General features: G+C 40.0%; 17 protein-coding genes. 4 read left to right on the top strand and 13 right to left on the bottom strand.

The genetic code is table 11. The annotated features are described in order from the left end of the window. Positions 1–25 precede the first annotated feature (25 nt). From glnR to QZ114_RS03515, 5 genes are all read right to left on the bottom strand, one after another. Positions 26–382 carry a transcriptional repressor GlnR gene (gene glnR, locus QZ114_RS03535; RefSeq protein ID WP_000659548.1) on the bottom strand — a complete coding sequence of 119 codons (357 nt, stop codon included), beginning with the start codon at positions 380–382 and terminating at the stop codon, positions 26–28. A gap of 76 nt (positions 383–458) precedes the next feature. Further along, positions 459–986, bottom strand: a complete 528-nt coding sequence (locus QZ114_RS03530) for an aromatic acid exporter family protein (protein WP_000119911.1) — start codon at positions 984–986, stop codon at positions 459–461. Between the two features lie 135 nt (positions 987–1,121). After that, a complete protein-coding gene (locus QZ114_RS03525) occupies positions 1,122–2,321 on the bottom strand; it encodes a phosphoglycerate kinase (RefSeq protein WP_295499750.1) in 1,200 nt (399 codons plus the stop codon). A 402-nt stretch (positions 2,322–2,723) separates the two neighbouring features. Beyond that, the gene (locus tag QZ114_RS03520; protein ID WP_000666462.1) at positions 2,724–3,938 is read right to left on the bottom strand and encodes a pyridoxal phosphate-dependent aminotransferase; all 1,215 of its coding nucleotides are present in this window, start codon (positions 3,936–3,938) and stop codon (positions 2,724–2,726) included. Between the two features lie 159 nt (positions 3,939–4,097). Continuing rightward, the gene (locus QZ114_RS03515; protein ID WP_295499747.1) at positions 4,098–4,400 is read right to left on the bottom strand and encodes a hypothetical protein; all 303 of its coding nucleotides are present in this window, start codon (positions 4,398–4,400) and stop codon (positions 4,098–4,100) included. Between the two features lie 160 nt (positions 4,401–4,560). On the opposite strand from QZ114_RS03515, the gene QZ114_RS03510 reads away from it, so the two are divergent. Continuing rightward, the gene (locus QZ114_RS03510) at positions 4,561–5,013 is read left to right on the top strand and encodes a universal stress protein (RefSeq protein WP_295499745.1); all 453 of its coding nucleotides are present in this window, start codon (positions 4,561–4,563) and stop codon (positions 5,011–5,013) included. Between the two features lie 31 nt (positions 5,014–5,044). Here QZ114_RS03510 and QZ114_RS03505 read toward each other — a convergent pair whose 3' ends face one another. Then, positions 5,045–6,430 carry a Cof-type HAD-IIB family hydrolase gene (locus QZ114_RS03505; RefSeq protein ID WP_295499743.1) on the bottom strand — a complete coding sequence of 462 codons (1,386 nt, stop codon included), beginning with the start codon at positions 6,428–6,430 and terminating at the stop codon, positions 5,045–5,047. A 65-nt stretch (positions 6,431–6,495) separates the two neighbouring features. On the opposite strand from QZ114_RS03505, the gene QZ114_RS03500 reads away from it, so the two are divergent. Beyond that, positions 6,496–7,458: an asparaginase gene (locus tag QZ114_RS03500; protein WP_295499741.1), complete on the top strand. Its 963-nt coding sequence runs from the start codon at positions 6,496–6,498 to the stop codon at positions 7,456–7,458. A 55-nt stretch (positions 7,459–7,513) separates the two neighbouring features. On the opposite strand, the gene ccpA is transcribed toward QZ114_RS03500, so the two are convergent. Continuing rightward, positions 7,514–8,524: a catabolite control protein A gene (gene ccpA / locus QZ114_RS03495; RefSeq protein WP_295499739.1), complete on the bottom strand. Its 1,011-nt coding sequence runs from the start codon at positions 8,522–8,524 to the stop codon at positions 7,514–7,516. 236 nt (positions 8,525–8,760) lie between these two features. Between ccpA and QZ114_RS03490 the strand changes: the two genes are divergently transcribed. Then, a complete protein-coding gene (locus QZ114_RS03490) occupies positions 8,761–9,078 on the top strand; it encodes a DUF960 domain-containing protein (protein ID WP_295499737.1) in 318 nt (105 codons plus the stop codon). A gap of 45 nt (positions 9,079–9,123) precedes the next feature. On the opposite strand, the gene folK is transcribed toward QZ114_RS03490, so the two are convergent. The 6 genes from folK to QZ114_RS03460 all read right to left on the bottom strand — a co-directional run bounded on the left by folK (position 9,124) and on the right by QZ114_RS03460 (position 15,098). Further along, positions 9,124–9,936, bottom strand: a complete 813-nt coding sequence (gene folK / locus QZ114_RS03485; RefSeq protein ID WP_295499735.1) for a 2-amino-4-hydroxy-6-hydroxymethyldihydropteridine diphosphokinase — start codon at positions 9,934–9,936, stop codon at positions 9,124–9,126. Positions 9,937–9,978: 42 nt separating this feature from the next. Continuing rightward, entirely contained in the window at positions 9,979–10,533 is a 555-nt protein-coding gene (gene folE / locus QZ114_RS03480; RefSeq protein WP_004247172.1) for a GTP cyclohydrolase I FolE, read from the bottom strand. 3 nt (positions 10,534–10,536) lie between these two features. Then, positions 10,537–11,838 (bottom strand): folylpolyglutamate synthase/dihydrofolate synthase family protein, encoded by a 1,302-nt coding sequence (locus QZ114_RS03475; protein ID WP_295499731.1) that lies wholly within the window; start codon positions 11,836–11,838, stop codon positions 10,537–10,539. 1 nt (position 11,839) lies between these two features. Beyond that, on the bottom strand, positions 11,840–12,820 hold the full coding sequence (gene folP / locus QZ114_RS03470) for a dihydropteroate synthase (RefSeq protein WP_295499729.1): 981 nt from the start codon (positions 12,818–12,820) through the stop codon (positions 11,840–11,842). A gap of 93 nt (positions 12,821–12,913) precedes the next feature. Further along, a complete protein-coding gene (locus QZ114_RS03465) occupies positions 12,914–13,621 on the bottom strand; it encodes a CPBP family intramembrane glutamic endopeptidase (RefSeq protein WP_295499727.1) in 708 nt (235 codons plus the stop codon). Between the two features lie 58 nt (positions 13,622–13,679). Continuing rightward, on the bottom strand, positions 13,680–15,098 hold the full coding sequence (locus QZ114_RS03460) for an NCS2 family permease (protein ID WP_295499726.1): 1,419 nt from the start codon (positions 15,096–15,098) through the stop codon (positions 13,680–13,682). Between the two features lie 188 nt (positions 15,099–15,286). Between QZ114_RS03460 and QZ114_RS03455 the strand changes: the two genes are divergently transcribed. Then, positions 15,287–16,099, top strand: coding sequence for a Cof-type HAD-IIB family hydrolase (locus QZ114_RS03455; protein WP_295499724.1), 813 nt, complete (start codon positions 15,287–15,289; stop codon positions 16,097–16,099). The last annotated feature ends 149 nt before the right edge of the window (positions 16,100–16,248 follow it).

Below are 16,248 nucleotides of genomic sequence, written 5' to 3'. Positions count from 1 at the left end.
TTAATGTATGACTACTTGCGGTTGCCTAACCGCGACCAAAAGGTGACCGTACTGAAGCAAAGCGACCCTGTTGGAGGAGTTCATTGTGAAGTGCACGACGCACCTCAGTCTGACTCACCGCTTTCTTGGATTTCGCCTCACGTTCAGCATATTTTTTCTTAATAGCAGCGATATTGTAGCCCTCAGAGATATAATCTTTGATTTCAAGCAGACGATCCATGTCATTTAAAGAATACATGCGACGGTTTCCTTCGTTACGATCAGGTTTAATCAACTCTTGATCTTCATAATAGCGAATCTGACGCGCCGAGAGATCGGTCAACTTCATAACACTGCCGATAGGAAAAACAGCCATATTTCGGCGAAATTCTTTTTCCTTCATTTACAATTTCCTTCTTTCTGTCTATTATAGTCTAAAAAAATTTATCCGTCAATCGATAATGTTATAAAATATAACATTATTTTTCTTTTTTTTCTAAAAAGAGACGAATGCGGTCAATATCGTAATTTACCAAAATTGCAACAAAAACTCCCATAAAAGTTTCCGATACACGCGCAAACACGTACAAAATTGTCTCTCCGCTCGGAATCGATAGGGTAATGATTAACATGGCTGCTACACCACCAATAACCCCTGCTTTGTTATTCATAGCTACATTTGTCATAATGGTTAACATGGTGCAGATTGGAACAACTACTAAAGTTACCCAAAAAGCTTCATGGAAAAAGCCATTTAATAGGAAGAAGACCAGAGCATAGAAGCCACCGATACTATTTCCTAGAATACGCGAAGTTCCAAAATGGACACTCTTATCAAAGCTCTCCCTCAGACTAAAAACAGCTGTCAAAGCACCGATTTGAAGACCTTTCCAGCCAAAAAAGCCAAAAATCAAGAGAACTAGAAAAACAGCTATACCTGTTTTAAAGGTTCGCATACCAAGTTTAAACTGGGATTTATCGAATTTATATTTTTTAAAATAACTCATAATCTCAACTTTCTATTTCCATTTTATCATAAATCGGTGATTTTTATGAGCAATAGTTGAGAGGAAGCGTTTTTATTTTAAGTAAAAGAAAAGAGGAACTTTCATTCCTCTCTTCTTTGATTCATTTATAAAATCTTATTTTTCTGTCAAGGCTGCAAGTCCTGGCAATACTTTACCTTCGAGAAGCTCCATTGAAGCGCCTCCGCCTGTAGAGATCCATGAGAACTTGTCTGCACGGCCAAGGTTAATCGCTGCGGCAGCTGAGTCACCACCACCGATGATTGATTTAACGCCTGGTTGTTTCACGATAGCGTCCATTACACCGATTGTTCCAGCTTGGAAGTCTGGATTTTCAAATACACCCATAGGTCCGTTCCATACAACTGTTTTGGCACCAGTCAAAGCTTCGTCAAATTTAGCGATAGATTTTGGACCGATGTCAAGACCAAGGAAGCCTTCAGAAACTGCTTCACCTTCAGTGTCACGCACTTCAGTGTAGTCAGCAAATGCGTTAGCTTCTTTTGAATCAACTGGCAAGATCAATTTACCGTTTGCCTTTTCAAGGAGAGCTTTCGCAACATCCAATTTGTCTTCTTCTACAAGTGAGTTACCGATTTCAATACCTTGTGCTTTGTAGAATGTGTAAGTCATACCACCACCGATAAGCACTTTATCAGCTTTTTCAAGCAAGTTTTCGATAACACCGATCTTGTCTGAAACTTTTGAACCACCAAGGATCGCTACGAATGGACGTTCTGGAGCTTCAACGGCTTCTTGGATGTAGGCAATTTCGTTTTCAAGAAGGAAACCAGCAACTGCTTTTTCAACGTTTGCTGAGATACCAACGTTAGATGCGTGTGCACGGTGAGCTGTACCGAATGCATCGTTTACGAAGATACCATCTCCAAGTGATGCCCAGTATTTACCAAGTTCAGGGTCGTTCTTAGATTCTTTCTTGCCGTCAACATCTTCATAACGAGTGTTTTCAACCAAAAGAACTTGTCCATCTTCAAGAGCATTGATTGCAGCTTCCAATTCAGCACCACGAGTAACGCCTGGAAGGAAAGCAACATCTTGACCTAATTTAGCAGCCAAGTCAGCAGCTACAGGAGCAAGTGATTTACCAGCTTTATCAGCTTCTTCTTTAACACGGCCAAGGTGAGAGAAGAGGATAGCACGTCCACCTTGTTCAAGAATGTACTTGATAGTTGGAAGAGCTGCAGTGATACGGTTGTCGTTTGTAATCACGCCATCTTTTACAGGAACGTTGAAGTCAACACGAACGAGGACTTTTTTCCCCTTCAACTCAACGTCTTTAACAGTCAATTTTGCCATTTGGAAAGACTCCTTAATTTATTTTATTCGAAACTATTATATCACACTTTATTGATATAAGGAAAGATTTCACAATATTTTTCAATATTTAAATTAAATTTTAGCCGATTTAAATATTCTAGAATAAAATTATAAATACCGGCTAAAAAGCAAATGAACAACAACTTTATTGATGTCAGTACTTCTTACCATAGATCATCTATTTCATTGGAAAAGCCTATCATTTATGAAAATATCCTTATTGACTAGCTAGGGAGACTTGCTTTATCTTCAAAAATCAAATAAAAACTGACATGTAAGCTAAAAATCAGAGACTAAACTCTAACTTTTGAGGACATATCAGTTGTTATCCAAAAACTATTTTTTATCTATACAAATTAAGATTAAAATAGAGCTTAGTCCTTATCTGCGATACTGTTTCAGGAATCGAGTCATCTTTTCTTGGATTTGGGCTAGCTCATCGACACGAGGAAGGTAAACGATACGGAAGTGGTCTGGTTCCTGCCAGTTAAAGCCTCGACCATGAACCAAGAGAACCTTTTCCTGTTTCAAGAAATTCAAAACAAACTGCTCATCATCATCGATACGGTACATGTTGCGGTCGATTTTAGGGAAGATATAGAGTCCTGCCTTAGGCTTTACTGCAGACAATCCTGGAATCTCTTGAATGGCATTGTAGATAAAATTTCTTTGCTCGTAAATGCGGCCACCTGGAAGGAGCAATTCATCGACTGACTGATGACCTCCAAGTGAAGTTTGTACAACCTGCTGGGCCAAAACATTGGAACAAAGACGCATATTGGACAGCATATTGAGCCCTTCGATATAGCCTTTGACATGTGTCTTAGGTCCAGACAAGACCATCCAACCTACACGGAAACCAGCGATACGGTGGGATTTTGATAGACCATTCATGCTGACACAGAAGACATCTGGTGCCAAGCTAGCCACAGGCGTATGCACATGTCCATCCATGACCATGCGGTCGTAAATTTCATCCGCAAAGATAATCAAATCATTTTGACGGGCAATCTCAATAATCTCCAACAAGAGTTCCTTAGGATAAAGGGCTCCAGTTGGGTTATTTGGATTGATAAGGACGATGGCCTTGGTATTGGAAGTGATTTTTGACTTGATATCGTCAATATCTGGGTACCATTCGGCAGCTTCATCACAGATATAGTGAACGGCATTTCCTCCAGCTAGACTGACAGCCGCTGTCCAGAGAGGATAGTCTGGCATAGGTACCAAGACCTCATCTCCATTGTCCAAAAGTCCCTGCATAGACATGACAATCAACTCACTGACACCATTTCCAAGGTAAATATCATCAATATCTACATTTGGAAATTTCTTCAATTGGCAATACTGCATGATAGCCTTACGGGCCGAGAAAATCCCTTTAGAGTCAGAATAACCTTCACTATCACGCGCATTCATAATCAAGTCATGAATGACTTCATCTGGCGCTGTAAAGCCAAATTCTGCTGGATTTCCTGTATTCAGACGTAAAATCTTTTCTCCGTTTGCTCGCATCCGCATGGCTTCTTCCAAAACAGGACCACGGATATCATAAGCAACATGCTCTAACTTACTAGACTTGTTATATTCTTTCATCTTGTTTCCTCAATTCTTCGGGATGATAGTAACATTATACCATTAGAAAGAGAATGCGACAAGTTTGCTGAAATGTGTTACTAGATTCCTATAGAAGAAAAACCTCACTAAAAGCGAGGTCAAGACAGGGGAGATAGCAGGTATTTTGCCAGAGAAAAATCACATACCAAAAGATAAACCTAGAAAAAGCAAGCCTAAAAAGGAATCATAGAGAAGATTGAACATGAGGAAGAGCCCCCATGTCATCAAATAACCCAAGTCCCCACTTCGTTTTGCAACTAAGAATAATAGCAGATGGTAGAGTACATGAAAGACTAAAAAGCCGATAAAATCTGAATAGAGAAGCAGAACCAGCCTCTCCAATTGCCAGATCATGATAAGTTCTACCAAGACAGACACTAGGATAATTCCATAATAAAGGAAATTTGATTTTTTTGATTTTTGAAAAGAGTTTTTCATCATTCTCCCTCCCTTACTTGTTTCCTGCTATCCTTTCTTTTATTTTATCATATATTTATATAGATTTTAAGCACTAATATTTTTTAGGAAACTGCGCTTTTTACTTTACTTCTATAGTGAAAAGGTTTACAATTAAGGTGAGGAAATTACAGGAGGTATCACTATGACACAACGTTACCAAAATATCATGGTCGCAATCGATGGTTCTAACGAAGCGGACTTGGCTTTTGTCAAGGGAGTTCATTCTGCTCTACGAAACGACGCTAAACTCACCATCGCACATGTCATTGACACACGTGCACTCCAAAGTGTATCCACCTTTGATGCTGAAGTTTACGCAGAACTCCAAGAAGACGCTGAAAGCATGATGAAAGAGTACGAAAAACGTGCACATGATGCTGGTGTCACTAAAGTTCATACTATTATCGAAATGGGTATCCCAAAAAAACTTCTTGCACGTACCATTCCAGATGCCGAGGGGGTTGATCTCATTCTCGTTGGTGCAACAGGCCTCAATGCCTTCGAACGTCTCTTAGTCGGTTCTTCTTCCGAATACATTCTTCGTAATGCAAAAGTCGATCTGTTGGTTGTGAGAGAACAAGAAAAAACTTTTTAAACACTAAAAAGGAGCTCCAAAGCTCCTTTTCTTATTTTTGTCTTTCTTTATGACGTTCAAAAGCCTTTCGTTGACGCTGCAATTCTTTTTCAATAGCTGCTTCTGGGGCGTATTTTTCTTCCCAATCATCTGGTTTCAGTATTTTGTGGGTAAGGGGATCAAAGTGTGCCTTCCCATCCGGGAAGATTTTCCCCATATTAGCTTGGTGGACAATGTCAAAAATACGTTCTGGATCTACCCCCATCAAGACAAAACTACCGTAGGTAAAGTAAAGCGTGTCAATCAAGGCATCCACCTGCCCCACCAAATCTTGCTGGGCAGGCGTCTTCTTGGCTACTTTATCTGCTGCCTTATCAAGAGCCTGATGAAGCTGCGATAGAGCTTGATCAAAGTCCTCTTCAGACGAACTCGCTGCTCTAACAAACTCTACTAATTCTTCTATCTTAAATCCAGCTCTATGGGTTGCTCCTTCTATATCCCATGCTTTAGGCTCTTCTTGAGTCCGTTCATCCATCATGTGGTGGAAGGTCTTGACCTTATTGAAATGATAGTCACGGCTGACAAAGACTTTTTCTGAAGCCAGAACACCAAAATGTTCCAAGGCCTTGTGGATTCCGTCTTGCTGATTGCTAGTGGTAATATGCTTGGCAACTTCCTTGACACTGCTACTACCATTTCCCATAGCGACCGACATACCAACACCCGCCAGCATTTCAAGATCGTTATCTGAGTCACCAAAGGCCATGACTTGGTTGAGGTCAAAGCCATATTCTTTCCCAACTCGGCGAATTCCTTCTAATTTAGAATTTCCCCGATTAATGATATCTACCGCAAAAGGATTACTACGAGTTAATTTTAAATCATCAAAGTCAGCTGCAGCCTTCTCTGACTCTTCTGGCGTCATTAGCATCAAAACTTGGTAGATGGGTTGATTCATCAAGTAAAGCAAGTCCTCTTCTTTTTGAGGAACAACCTTGCTGACCAATCTGTTAAAGGAATGACTAACTGTCCTAGTCAACACGGATGGAACAAAACGACTAATTCTCTGAGAAAAAGAACCCATGCCAAAAGACATGATCTTCGAACCCACCATAGCATCCTTAGTTCCTAGGGCAATCTCCTTGCCCTCTTTTTTTGCATAAGTAATTAGCTGTCGCAAATGTAGCTTGGAAATCGGGCTCGTGAACAAGACTTTATCTTTAGTAAGGATATACTGACCATTGTAGGTGACTGCAAAATCCAGATTTAAATCTTCCATTAAACCCTTAACAAAAAAAGGTCCTCGTCCTGTCGCTACTCCAACAAGCACCCCTTGTTCTTTGACAATCTTAATCGCGTCCTTAGTGGATTTCAAAACACTCTTACGATCGTTGACGAGAGTTCCATCGATATCAAAAAAAACAGCTTTGACTTCCATCCTATCTCATTCTCCCCTTTTATGTTACAATGATTATACCACATTTCAGAAAGAGTGAGTAAATCATGACTAAGAAAATCCTTGTTTTACATACGGGTGGAACTATTTCCATGCAGGCCGATTCTTCTGGCGCTGTTGTGACTAGTTCAGATAATCCCATGAACCATGTGTCCAATCCTCTTAAAGGAATCCAAGTCCACACCTTAGATTTTTTTAATCTGCCAAGCCCCCATATCAAACCCAAGCATATGTTGGCCCTCTACCAAAAGATCAAAGAGGAAGCTGCTAACTACGATGGAGTGGTAATCACACACGGAACCGATACTTTGGAAGAAACAGCCTATTTCCTTGATACCATGGAAATCCCTCGTATCCCTATCGTACTGACAGGTGCCATGCGAAGTTCCAACGAACTAGGAAGCGATGGTGTTTATAACTATCTAAGTGCCTTACGTGTCGCTAGTGATGACAAGGCTACTGATAAAGGTGTCTTGGTGGTCATGAATGATGAAATCCATGCTGCTAAGTATGTAACTAAAACCCACACTACTAATGTCAGTACCTTTCAAACACCAACTCACGGGCCCCTTGGTCTTATCATGAAGCAGGAAATCCTCTACTTTAAAACCGCTGAACCCCGTGTGCGTTTTGATCTTGATCGCATAGAAGGACTCGTTCCAATCATTACTGTATATGCCGGAATGACAGATGAGTTACTTGATATGCTTGATTGGGATAAAATAGATGGTCTAATCATCCAAGCTTTTGGTGCTGGCAATATTCCAAAGGAAACAGCTCAGAAATTAGAAAGCCTTCTTCATAAAGGAATCCCAGTAGCTCTGGTTTCACGTTGTTTTAACGGTATCGCAGAACCTGTTTACGCCTACCAAGGTGGTGGTGTGCAATTGCAAAAAGCTGGCGTCTTATTTGTTAAAGAACTGAATGCCCAAAAAGCCCGTCTGAAACTCCTCATTGCTCTCAATGCCGGATTAAAAGGGGAAGCTTTAAAAGGATATATAGAAGGATAATGACTTTCCCCACAGAAAACAGAATCAGGAAATCTGCACGATTCCCTGATTTTTTCTATTTACGTTTTCGTGTTGAACGACGTTCTGTCAAACCATGAGGTAAGAGAACTTCACGTTCTTCCAACTCTTCCTTATGCATAATCTTAGTCAACATACGCATACTGATAGCCCCAAGATCATAAAGTGGTTGTGCAACTGTAGTCAAATTAGGACGAGTAAAGCGTGAGACTTGTGAATCATCACTAGTAATAATCTCAAATTCTTCTGGTACTGACACACCCTTATCAGCAAGGCCGTTCAAGACACCTGCTGCCAATTCATCACCTGTCACTACTGCCGCAGTAGCATTTGAAGAGATCAAACGTTCCGCCAAAGCATAGCCATCTTCATAAGTATATTTAGACTCAAAGACCAAACCTTCACTATAAGAAATACCCGCTTTTTTCAAGGCGTCTTTATAGCCGACCAAACGGACTTTCCCATTGATATCATCTACTAATGGACCACTAACAAATGCAATTCGCTCGTTTTCTTTTGCAAGGTAGCTCACTGCATCAATGGTCGCTTGTTTATAATCAATGTTAACGCTTGGAAGCTGATGTTCTATATCCACTGTCCCAGCAAGAACTACAGGGGTCCGTGAACGAGAAAACTCTGAACGAATCTTTTCAGTTAAGTGGTAACCCATGAAAATAATTCCATCCACTTGTTTTGAAAAGAGGGTATTGACAACAGAAACTTCCTTGTCATCATCTTCATCACTAGTAGCAAGAACGATATTATACTTGTACATTTCTGCAATATCATCAATTCCCTTAGCAAGAGTTGAAAAATATCCATTGGTAATATTAGGAATTACTACACCTACTGTAGTTGTTTTTTTACTTGCAAGACCACGTGCAACTGCATTTGGACGGTAATCTAAGCGATCAATCACCTCAAGCACTTTTTTACGTGTATTCTCTTTTACATTCTTATTGCCATTAACCACACGGCTAACAGTCGCCATTGAAACTCCTGCTTCACGGGCGACATCATAAATCGTTACTGTATCGTCTGTATTCATTCCATTTCCTTTCTATATCATACCTCATGAGACTCCGAAAAAGAGACGGTATGAAAATTTCGTTTTCATGTTTCTATTTATTCCATTCTATCACTTATTGTAAACACTTTCAAGTATTTTTTAAGATTGTTTGAAAAAAATTTCATAGAAAACTATGTTTATGAAGAAAAAATCACCTTTTCTTGATTTTTAATCCTATTTGCTGTATGATAAGGAAAAGAAAGGAGAGCAGATATATGGCTTTTACCAATACCCTCATGCGATCTGCCAGTTTCGGCATTGTTACCAGCTTGCCTGATGATATCATTGATTCTTTTTGGTATATCATTGACCATTTTTTAAAAAATGTCTTTGAATTGGAAGAAGAACTTGAATTTCAATTACTTAATAAAAACGGGAGTATTACCTTTCATTTTTCTAGCCAACATCTTCCTACAGCCATTGACTTTGACTTCAATCATCCTTTTGACCCTCTATATCCTCCCAGAGTACTTGTTCTAGATATGGATGGGAAAGAGACCATTCTCCTTCCAGAAGAAAATGACCTATTTTAAAAAACTCTAGTCTCCTTTGAACTCAGATAGGAAACTAGAGTTTTTCTATTTTTTCAAATCTTCATATAAATCACGAATTGGTTTGTTTAATACCGGATGAACAAAATAAGGAGCGATTTCCTGCAAGGATTCAAGGACAAAGAGCCGTTCTGCTACATAAGGATGTGGTAAAATCAAGTCATCTGTATAGATTACCTCATCTTCCATAAAAAGCAAATCTAAATCAATCAAACGCGGTCCCCAATGTACTTCTCTAATGCGACCCATTTCTGATTCAATCTCTAACAAAGTCCCTAACAAGACCTGAGCTGGCAACCATGTCTCCACCTCAACAACTTGATTAACAAAGCTATCCTGCTCAACTCCACCCCAAGGTTCAGTTATCATGACACTGGATTCTTTAAGGATCCGAATACCTTTAGTCTGCATTTTTTCAATAGCATCTTGCAGATTAGCTTGCTTATCCCCCATGTTGCTTCCTAGGGCAACAAAGGCTCGTTGCTTGCGGCGATGAATGATTACTGAGCAAGTATTTAGTGGCAAATGAACTGGCGCCCAAGGTTTTTTCAGTTCCAGCTGAATTTCTTGGACAAGAGGATAAGCCTCAAAAGTACGCTCCACCAGTTTATAAGCTACCGTTTCAATCAAATCTTCACTCGTTTCCTGAAACCAAGTCGTCCACTGCTGACACAGTTCTCCATAATGGACAGAAGCCGTTAAATCCAAGTCTGTAGCTGCCTTGGTCATATCATAGGATAGGATAGCTGAAACGACAAACTTTTGCCCCAATTCCTTCTCACTAGGAAAAAGACCATGATAGGCAAAAATTTCCAAATCCTTAATCTGCAGTTGATCCATAACTAGTCCTTTCTAGAAAAATCCGCTTGAAGCGGATTCTTTTTATAGTCCCATTAAACGATAAGCCTGATCTCGGAGGTCCTTATCTGTTTCAAATAGACCACGAGCTACTGTCGTCAAGGTTGCAGTGCCTGGTTTTCTGACACCACGCATGCTCATACACATATGTTCCGCCTCAATGACAACAAAGGCTCCTTTAGCACCTAGATACTCCATCAAGGCATCGGCCACTTCGATATTCAAACGTTCTTGAATTTGTGGTTTTTTCGAATAAACTTCAACCGTACGGGCTAGCTTAGACAAACCTGCCACACGACCATCTGGAATGTAGGCTATGTGCGCTCTACCATAAAATGGCAAGAAGTGGTGTTCACACATGGTATGGAAAAAGATATCCTTTTCTACAACCATATTGTCATCAATAATCTCAAAGGATTTTGACAAATGTTCCTCCGCTGTTTGACCAAGACCTGAAAAAATCTCTTGGTACATACGAGCCACACGAGCAGGTGTTTCCTGCAAGCCCTCGCGGTTAGCGTCCTCTCCGACAGCTTCAATAATCATTTTTACAGCTGTTTCAATCTTTTGTGTATCCATTCTTTAGTTTTTCCTCTCCATTAGGTAGGCTCTCACCTGGCTCAAGAAATATAGGGAACCAGTGACAATCCTAACTGTTTGTTTCTCTTCTTTTTTATCTGTCAATTTCTGCTCTAGAAAATCCTGCCAACCTTGGTAGCTGAGATTTCTAGACTTAGCCGCCTCTTTCAGCACGCTTTCATCCGTCGCCCGACTATCGTCAAAATGTGTCAGGATAAGCTCGGTATCTGGTATTGCCCCCAGCAAATCCAACATATCTTCCAAAGCCTTGGTTTTGATACAAGTAAAGAGAATCTTCTTGTGATAGCCGGCAAAGCGTTCTTGCAAGATTGCCAATAAAGTTTTAATAGCATGGGGATTATGGGCCCCATCCAAAATCATCAATGGTTCTCTCGACACAACTTCCAAACGCCCCGGCCACCTTGTTTTTTCCAAGGCTTGAGCAACCAAGGTATTAGCTGGTAACTCTAGATCATTTTCTTGACAAAAAGTATCAAGTAAAGCTATGGCCATCCCAGCATTCTCTATCTGGTGCAAACCAAGTAAACCAGTCTGGAAACAGCCTTGTCTGAGAGAACTAGTATAATCAAAGACTTCCCCTGTCACCACACTCTTTTGATGACGAACCTGATAATCTATCCCAAATCGTATTCTTGTAGCATTTTTAGCTTCTGAAATAGAATCAATCACTGCTAAAGCTTCTGGAGCAATGCGACCGGTCACCAAGGGAATTCTTGGTTTGATAATGCCTGCTTTCTGCTCTGCTATGGCTTCCAAGGTGTCACCAAGTAGGGCTACATGATCTAGTCCAATGGTCGTAATACCTGTTAAAATTGGCTGGCAGACATTGGTACTATCCAAGAGTCCACCCATGCCCACTTCCATGATGGCCACATCTACTTGCTCTGAGGCAAAGTAGTCATAGGCTATGGTTGTGATAATCTCAAACTCGGTTGTGCCCTGTAAATTAGCGACCGCTTCTCCCTCCAGCAAAGACTGATAGTCTGCCATGAGAGCTTCTAGTCTATCCTCGGGAATAGATTTCCCATTGATGCTAATCTGGTCTGTGTAATGAATGAGATAGGGCGAGCTGAAAACACCAACTCTCAGCCCTAGCTTTTCTAGCATATTTTTCAAAAAAGCAATGGTAGATCCCTTGCCATTGGTCCCTCCGATATGGATGACCTTGAGTTTGAGATGAGGATTGCCACGCAAAGCTAATAGTTCCACCATGCGTTCCAAGCCAAAATGCGGTTGATCCGTCCGGTAGTTAGCAATCCACTGATTGTTTTCAATTTCTTTCATCTTATTTATATTGTTTTAAATCTAAATTTTCCGCTTCATCAGCCAGACGAATAGCGGAGGCAATTTCAACTGCCATCCTGTGACTAGCTACGTCATGCACGCGCACCACTTCTACTCCCTGCCTCGTAGCGATACTAGTTACATGAGCCGAAGCTGTATCTCTATTTCGGAAACCAAGTTCTGTCTCAGGATTGACTTCAAAACCACTTTCTTCAAGGATATTGATGACAAATCGCTTGCGCGACACTCCAAGAAAGATTGGATAACCTTTCTGATGTAGTTTATCCAGATCCCGTAAAAGAAGTAGATTTTCCTTCTTGGTCAGCCCAAAGCCGATTCCTGGATCCAACAGGATATTTTCTTGTGCAATCCCAACTTCCTCTGCTCTCGCTAGTGCTCGTTCAAAGAAAGTCTCCATCAACTCTTCGATTGGTAATTTTTCAAAGTCAGCTAACTCTTCTACTGTAAAAGCTTGACCAAAGCCAAAATGAGGGAATATGAGCGAGCTAGGATGCTGAGGTCGAACCATAACTGGATTAAACATGATGACCACTTTCGCTCTCGCTTCTGCTACCACATGAGCCATTTTTTCATCACCCATGAGACCAGTGATATCATTAACTAGATTAGCACCAGCAGCCAAAGCCGCCTCTGCTACCTGACTTTTCCAAGTATCGATAGAGATGAGAACATCACTTTCCTTACGAATAGCTTTGATTACCGGAACAACACGCTGGATTTCCTCTTCTATCTCAACATAGCTACTTCCCGGCCGAGGCCGAGTCGATTCTCCGCCGATATCTAGCATACTAGCCCCTTCTGCTATCAATTTACGAGCCTGCTGGAGTGCCTGCTCAAGAGCAAAAAATTGACCACCATCCGAAAAGGAATCTGGGGTTACATTGATAATTCCGCAAATAGCTGTCTTTGCATGATTTACTTTAGTTGACATATCGGTCACTCCCTCAAGGCTTTTCATCATATTATTTCTCTATTTTACCATAAAAAGAAAAAGATGGACACGATTACATTCATCTTTCTCCCAGTAGAAACAAGTAAGCAATTGTCAAAAATCTTAAACAGAAATCCCTAATGTCCGACTCATGATCACCACAAGAGCCAACAAACAGAAAGCAACCCCATTCACAATCATGTGAAGCAAGATAGACATTTCCAAACGTTGGGTCATGTAAGCCGTCCAAGATAGAACGATCGACATACCTCCATAAATCAATAAAGAAGGTAAATTACTTGGTTGATGCAATAAAGCAAACACAATCGTACCGACTACAAATCCCAAGTTCTCCTTGCCTCGGAAAATCTTTTTAGGAACAATTCCCCGACACAAGATTTCCTCACAAATCGGAGCAAGTACGGCTAGCAAGAAGAAGCTAGAAATCAGAGAACTATTCTGAACCATGTCGTTAATCTGAGACTGGTTAGCTGTTGTCGTCTCATTTGACAGTTGTAACAAGATAGAACCAAGTATATTTGAACAGATAATGACTAAATAACTCAAGCCTAAACGTGCCAAATCCTTAGCTCTAAAAAAAGAAAAATTAAAACTGGCTAATTGCGTTTTACGAGCTCCAACTATAAATAGTGATAAAACTACAACCGAAATAGCAGCAACTATCAAACCCGACTGTAACAGCGGTACTTCTTTTAAGATCAATATAGAAGTAACTGCTACAGGAATCTGATATAAAATTGTCGCTAGCAGAAAGATTAAAAACCATCCTGCACGATTCAACAATTCTTTCCACATACTTTTCTCTTCCATGATTCATCTCCTGGACTCTGTATTAAAAAAAGGGGGAAATTCCCCCTGGGTAATTATATTATAGGGCCATGCTGATATAGTTAAGGATAAACAAGGCATCCAAAATCCAAATCATTACATGGACATCTTTAGCTTGACCTTTGACAAGCTTAGTCAAAGTGTAAGTCAAGAAACCAACTGCAATCCCTTGAGTGATAGAGTAGCTGAATCCCATAAAGATAGATGTGAAGAAAGCAGGAACCGCTTCAGACATATCATCCCAATGAATATTTTTCAAACTAGCCAACATCATAATCCCAACAATAATTAAGATTGGAGCTGTAGCAGATGTTGGTACAATAGCGAGAAGTGGGCTAAAGAAGCTTGAAATTGCAAAACAGATAGCTACAACCAAGGCTGTCAAACCAGTACGTCCACCTGCACCGATACCAGCAGCAGACTCAACATAAGTCGTCACGTTTGAAGTACCAGCTACTGCACCAATTGTTGTAGCAATTAAATCAGAATAAAGAGCTTTGTCCAATTTAACTGATTCCTTGTTTTCACCTTTAGAAGCAATGATTCCAACTTTTTCACCAGTACCAATTAGAGTACCAATTGTATCGAAAATATCTGTTAACGAGAAGGCCAGAATAGCCATAAGAGTCTCAGGTAAGCGAGCTGTATCTGAAATCAAAGCTCCCAAACCTTCTGAACCAAGAGCTGCACCAAAAACTTTCTTCAAATCTTCTACCGCAGCACCCAAGTGATTATTTGAAAAATCAATGCTAGAAATATTAACTAAACCTACTGCAATTGCAAGAACTGTTGTTGTTAAGATAGAAAGGATAATCCCTCCCTTAATGCCTTTGATGACAAAGAAGATAGTAATGGCAAGTCCTGCAAGAGCCACCAAAACAGCTGGGCTATTAAAGTCAACCAATCCTGGAACTGCTGAAGAGTTTGCTGCAATCGTTGCTTGAGCTTTGTCAGCACCTTCTCCTATAACAGTATAGTTACCTGGATCAATCGTAAATTTCAAAAGTCCTGCATTCTTAATCCCTACGTAGGCAAGGAAGACACCGATACCTGCTGAAATAGCTGAACGAAGAGCAGTAGGAATGGATTCAATGATCATTTTGCGTACATTTGTCAAAGTAATAATCAATGAAATAAGACCACAAATGAAGACCATAGCCAAAGCTTCTTGCCAAGAATAACCAAGTCCAAAGACAACTGTAAAGGTAAAGAAAGCATTCAGTCCCATACCTGGAGCTTGGGCATATGGTAAGTTGGCATAAAAAGCCATCATAAGGGTTCCTACCACAGAACCAATAATCGTTGCTAGGAAGACACCCTGAGCAGGCATTCCTGTTTGCGAAAGAATTTGTGGGTTTACAAAGAGAATATAGCTCATTGCAAAGAAAGTTGTTAAACCAGCGAGAACCTCTGTACGAACATCCGTTCCGTTCTCTTTTAGTTTAAATAGTTTGTCCATTTTTAATCTCCTTTTGTTTTTTTACGAACAATATTGGTATTGTATCATTTATTATTCATATTTTCAATATATTTGTTTGAATTATTTAATAAATTGACGAATTTTATTTTCGTTTCTGGTCTGCTTTTCTCCTTGATTTTTGTTATAATAGAAGACATCTTATCTGGAAACGTACTAGAAAGGTTTATATGACTAAAAAAATAATTGCAGTTGATCTTGACGGAACCTTGCTCAACTCAGAAAGTCAGCTTTCTGACTTTACCAAACAAACGATTAAAAAAGTCTCTGCTAAAGGACACAAAATTATTATTACAACAGGGCGTCCCTATCGCATGGCAATTGATTACTACAAAGAATTGGGGTTAGATACCCCAATGATTAATTTCAACGGCTCTTTAACACACATTCCTAATAAAGATTGGGAATTTGAACAATCTGTAACTTTAGATAAAAGCTATTTACTCGATATGGTCAAACGTTCAGAGGAAATCCAAGCTGATTTTATCGCCAGTGAATATCGAAAACAATTCTATATTACCAATACCGATGAATCTATTGTCAATCCTGCCCTCTTTGGAATTAAAAATTTCTCAAACGGTCACCTCTTTCAGGAAGAATTAGTTTCTGAAAATCCTAACGCCTTACTCCTTCAAACAAGGGCAAATGATAAGTATGCCTTAGCAGCTGAAATGAATGCTTTTTATAAACATCAATTAGCCATCAATACATGGGGAGGTCCCCTTAATATCCTTGAATGTTCAGCCAAGGGTGTTAACAAGGCTTTTGCCTTAGACTACTTACTTAAGGTCATGAATCGTGACAAAAAAGATTTGATTGCCTTTGGAGATGAAAACAATGATACTGAAATGCTAGCTTTTGCTGGGAAGGGCTATGCCATGAAAAATGCCAATCCAGACCTGCTCCCCTTTGCGGATGAGCAAATCTCACTGACCAATGACCAAGATGGGGTTGCCAAAACACTTGAAACTTTATTCTTATAACCGAATCCGACCAGCCTTAAGCTGGTCTTTGTGCTATTTTCACAGTTTTATCAACCGGTTAATCGATTGTTCTATTTTTTACCCCCAAAACCTTGGAAAAGGCTTTCTTTTGTGATATACTTCACATATAAATACAAGAGAGCTCGTCA

The sequence above is a fragment of the uncultured Streptococcus sp. genome (assembly GCF_901875575.1).
Lineage (GTDB): Bacteria > Bacillota > Bacilli > Lactobacillales > Streptococcaceae > Streptococcus.
This window is presented reverse-complemented; position numbering and strand designations above follow the sequence as displayed.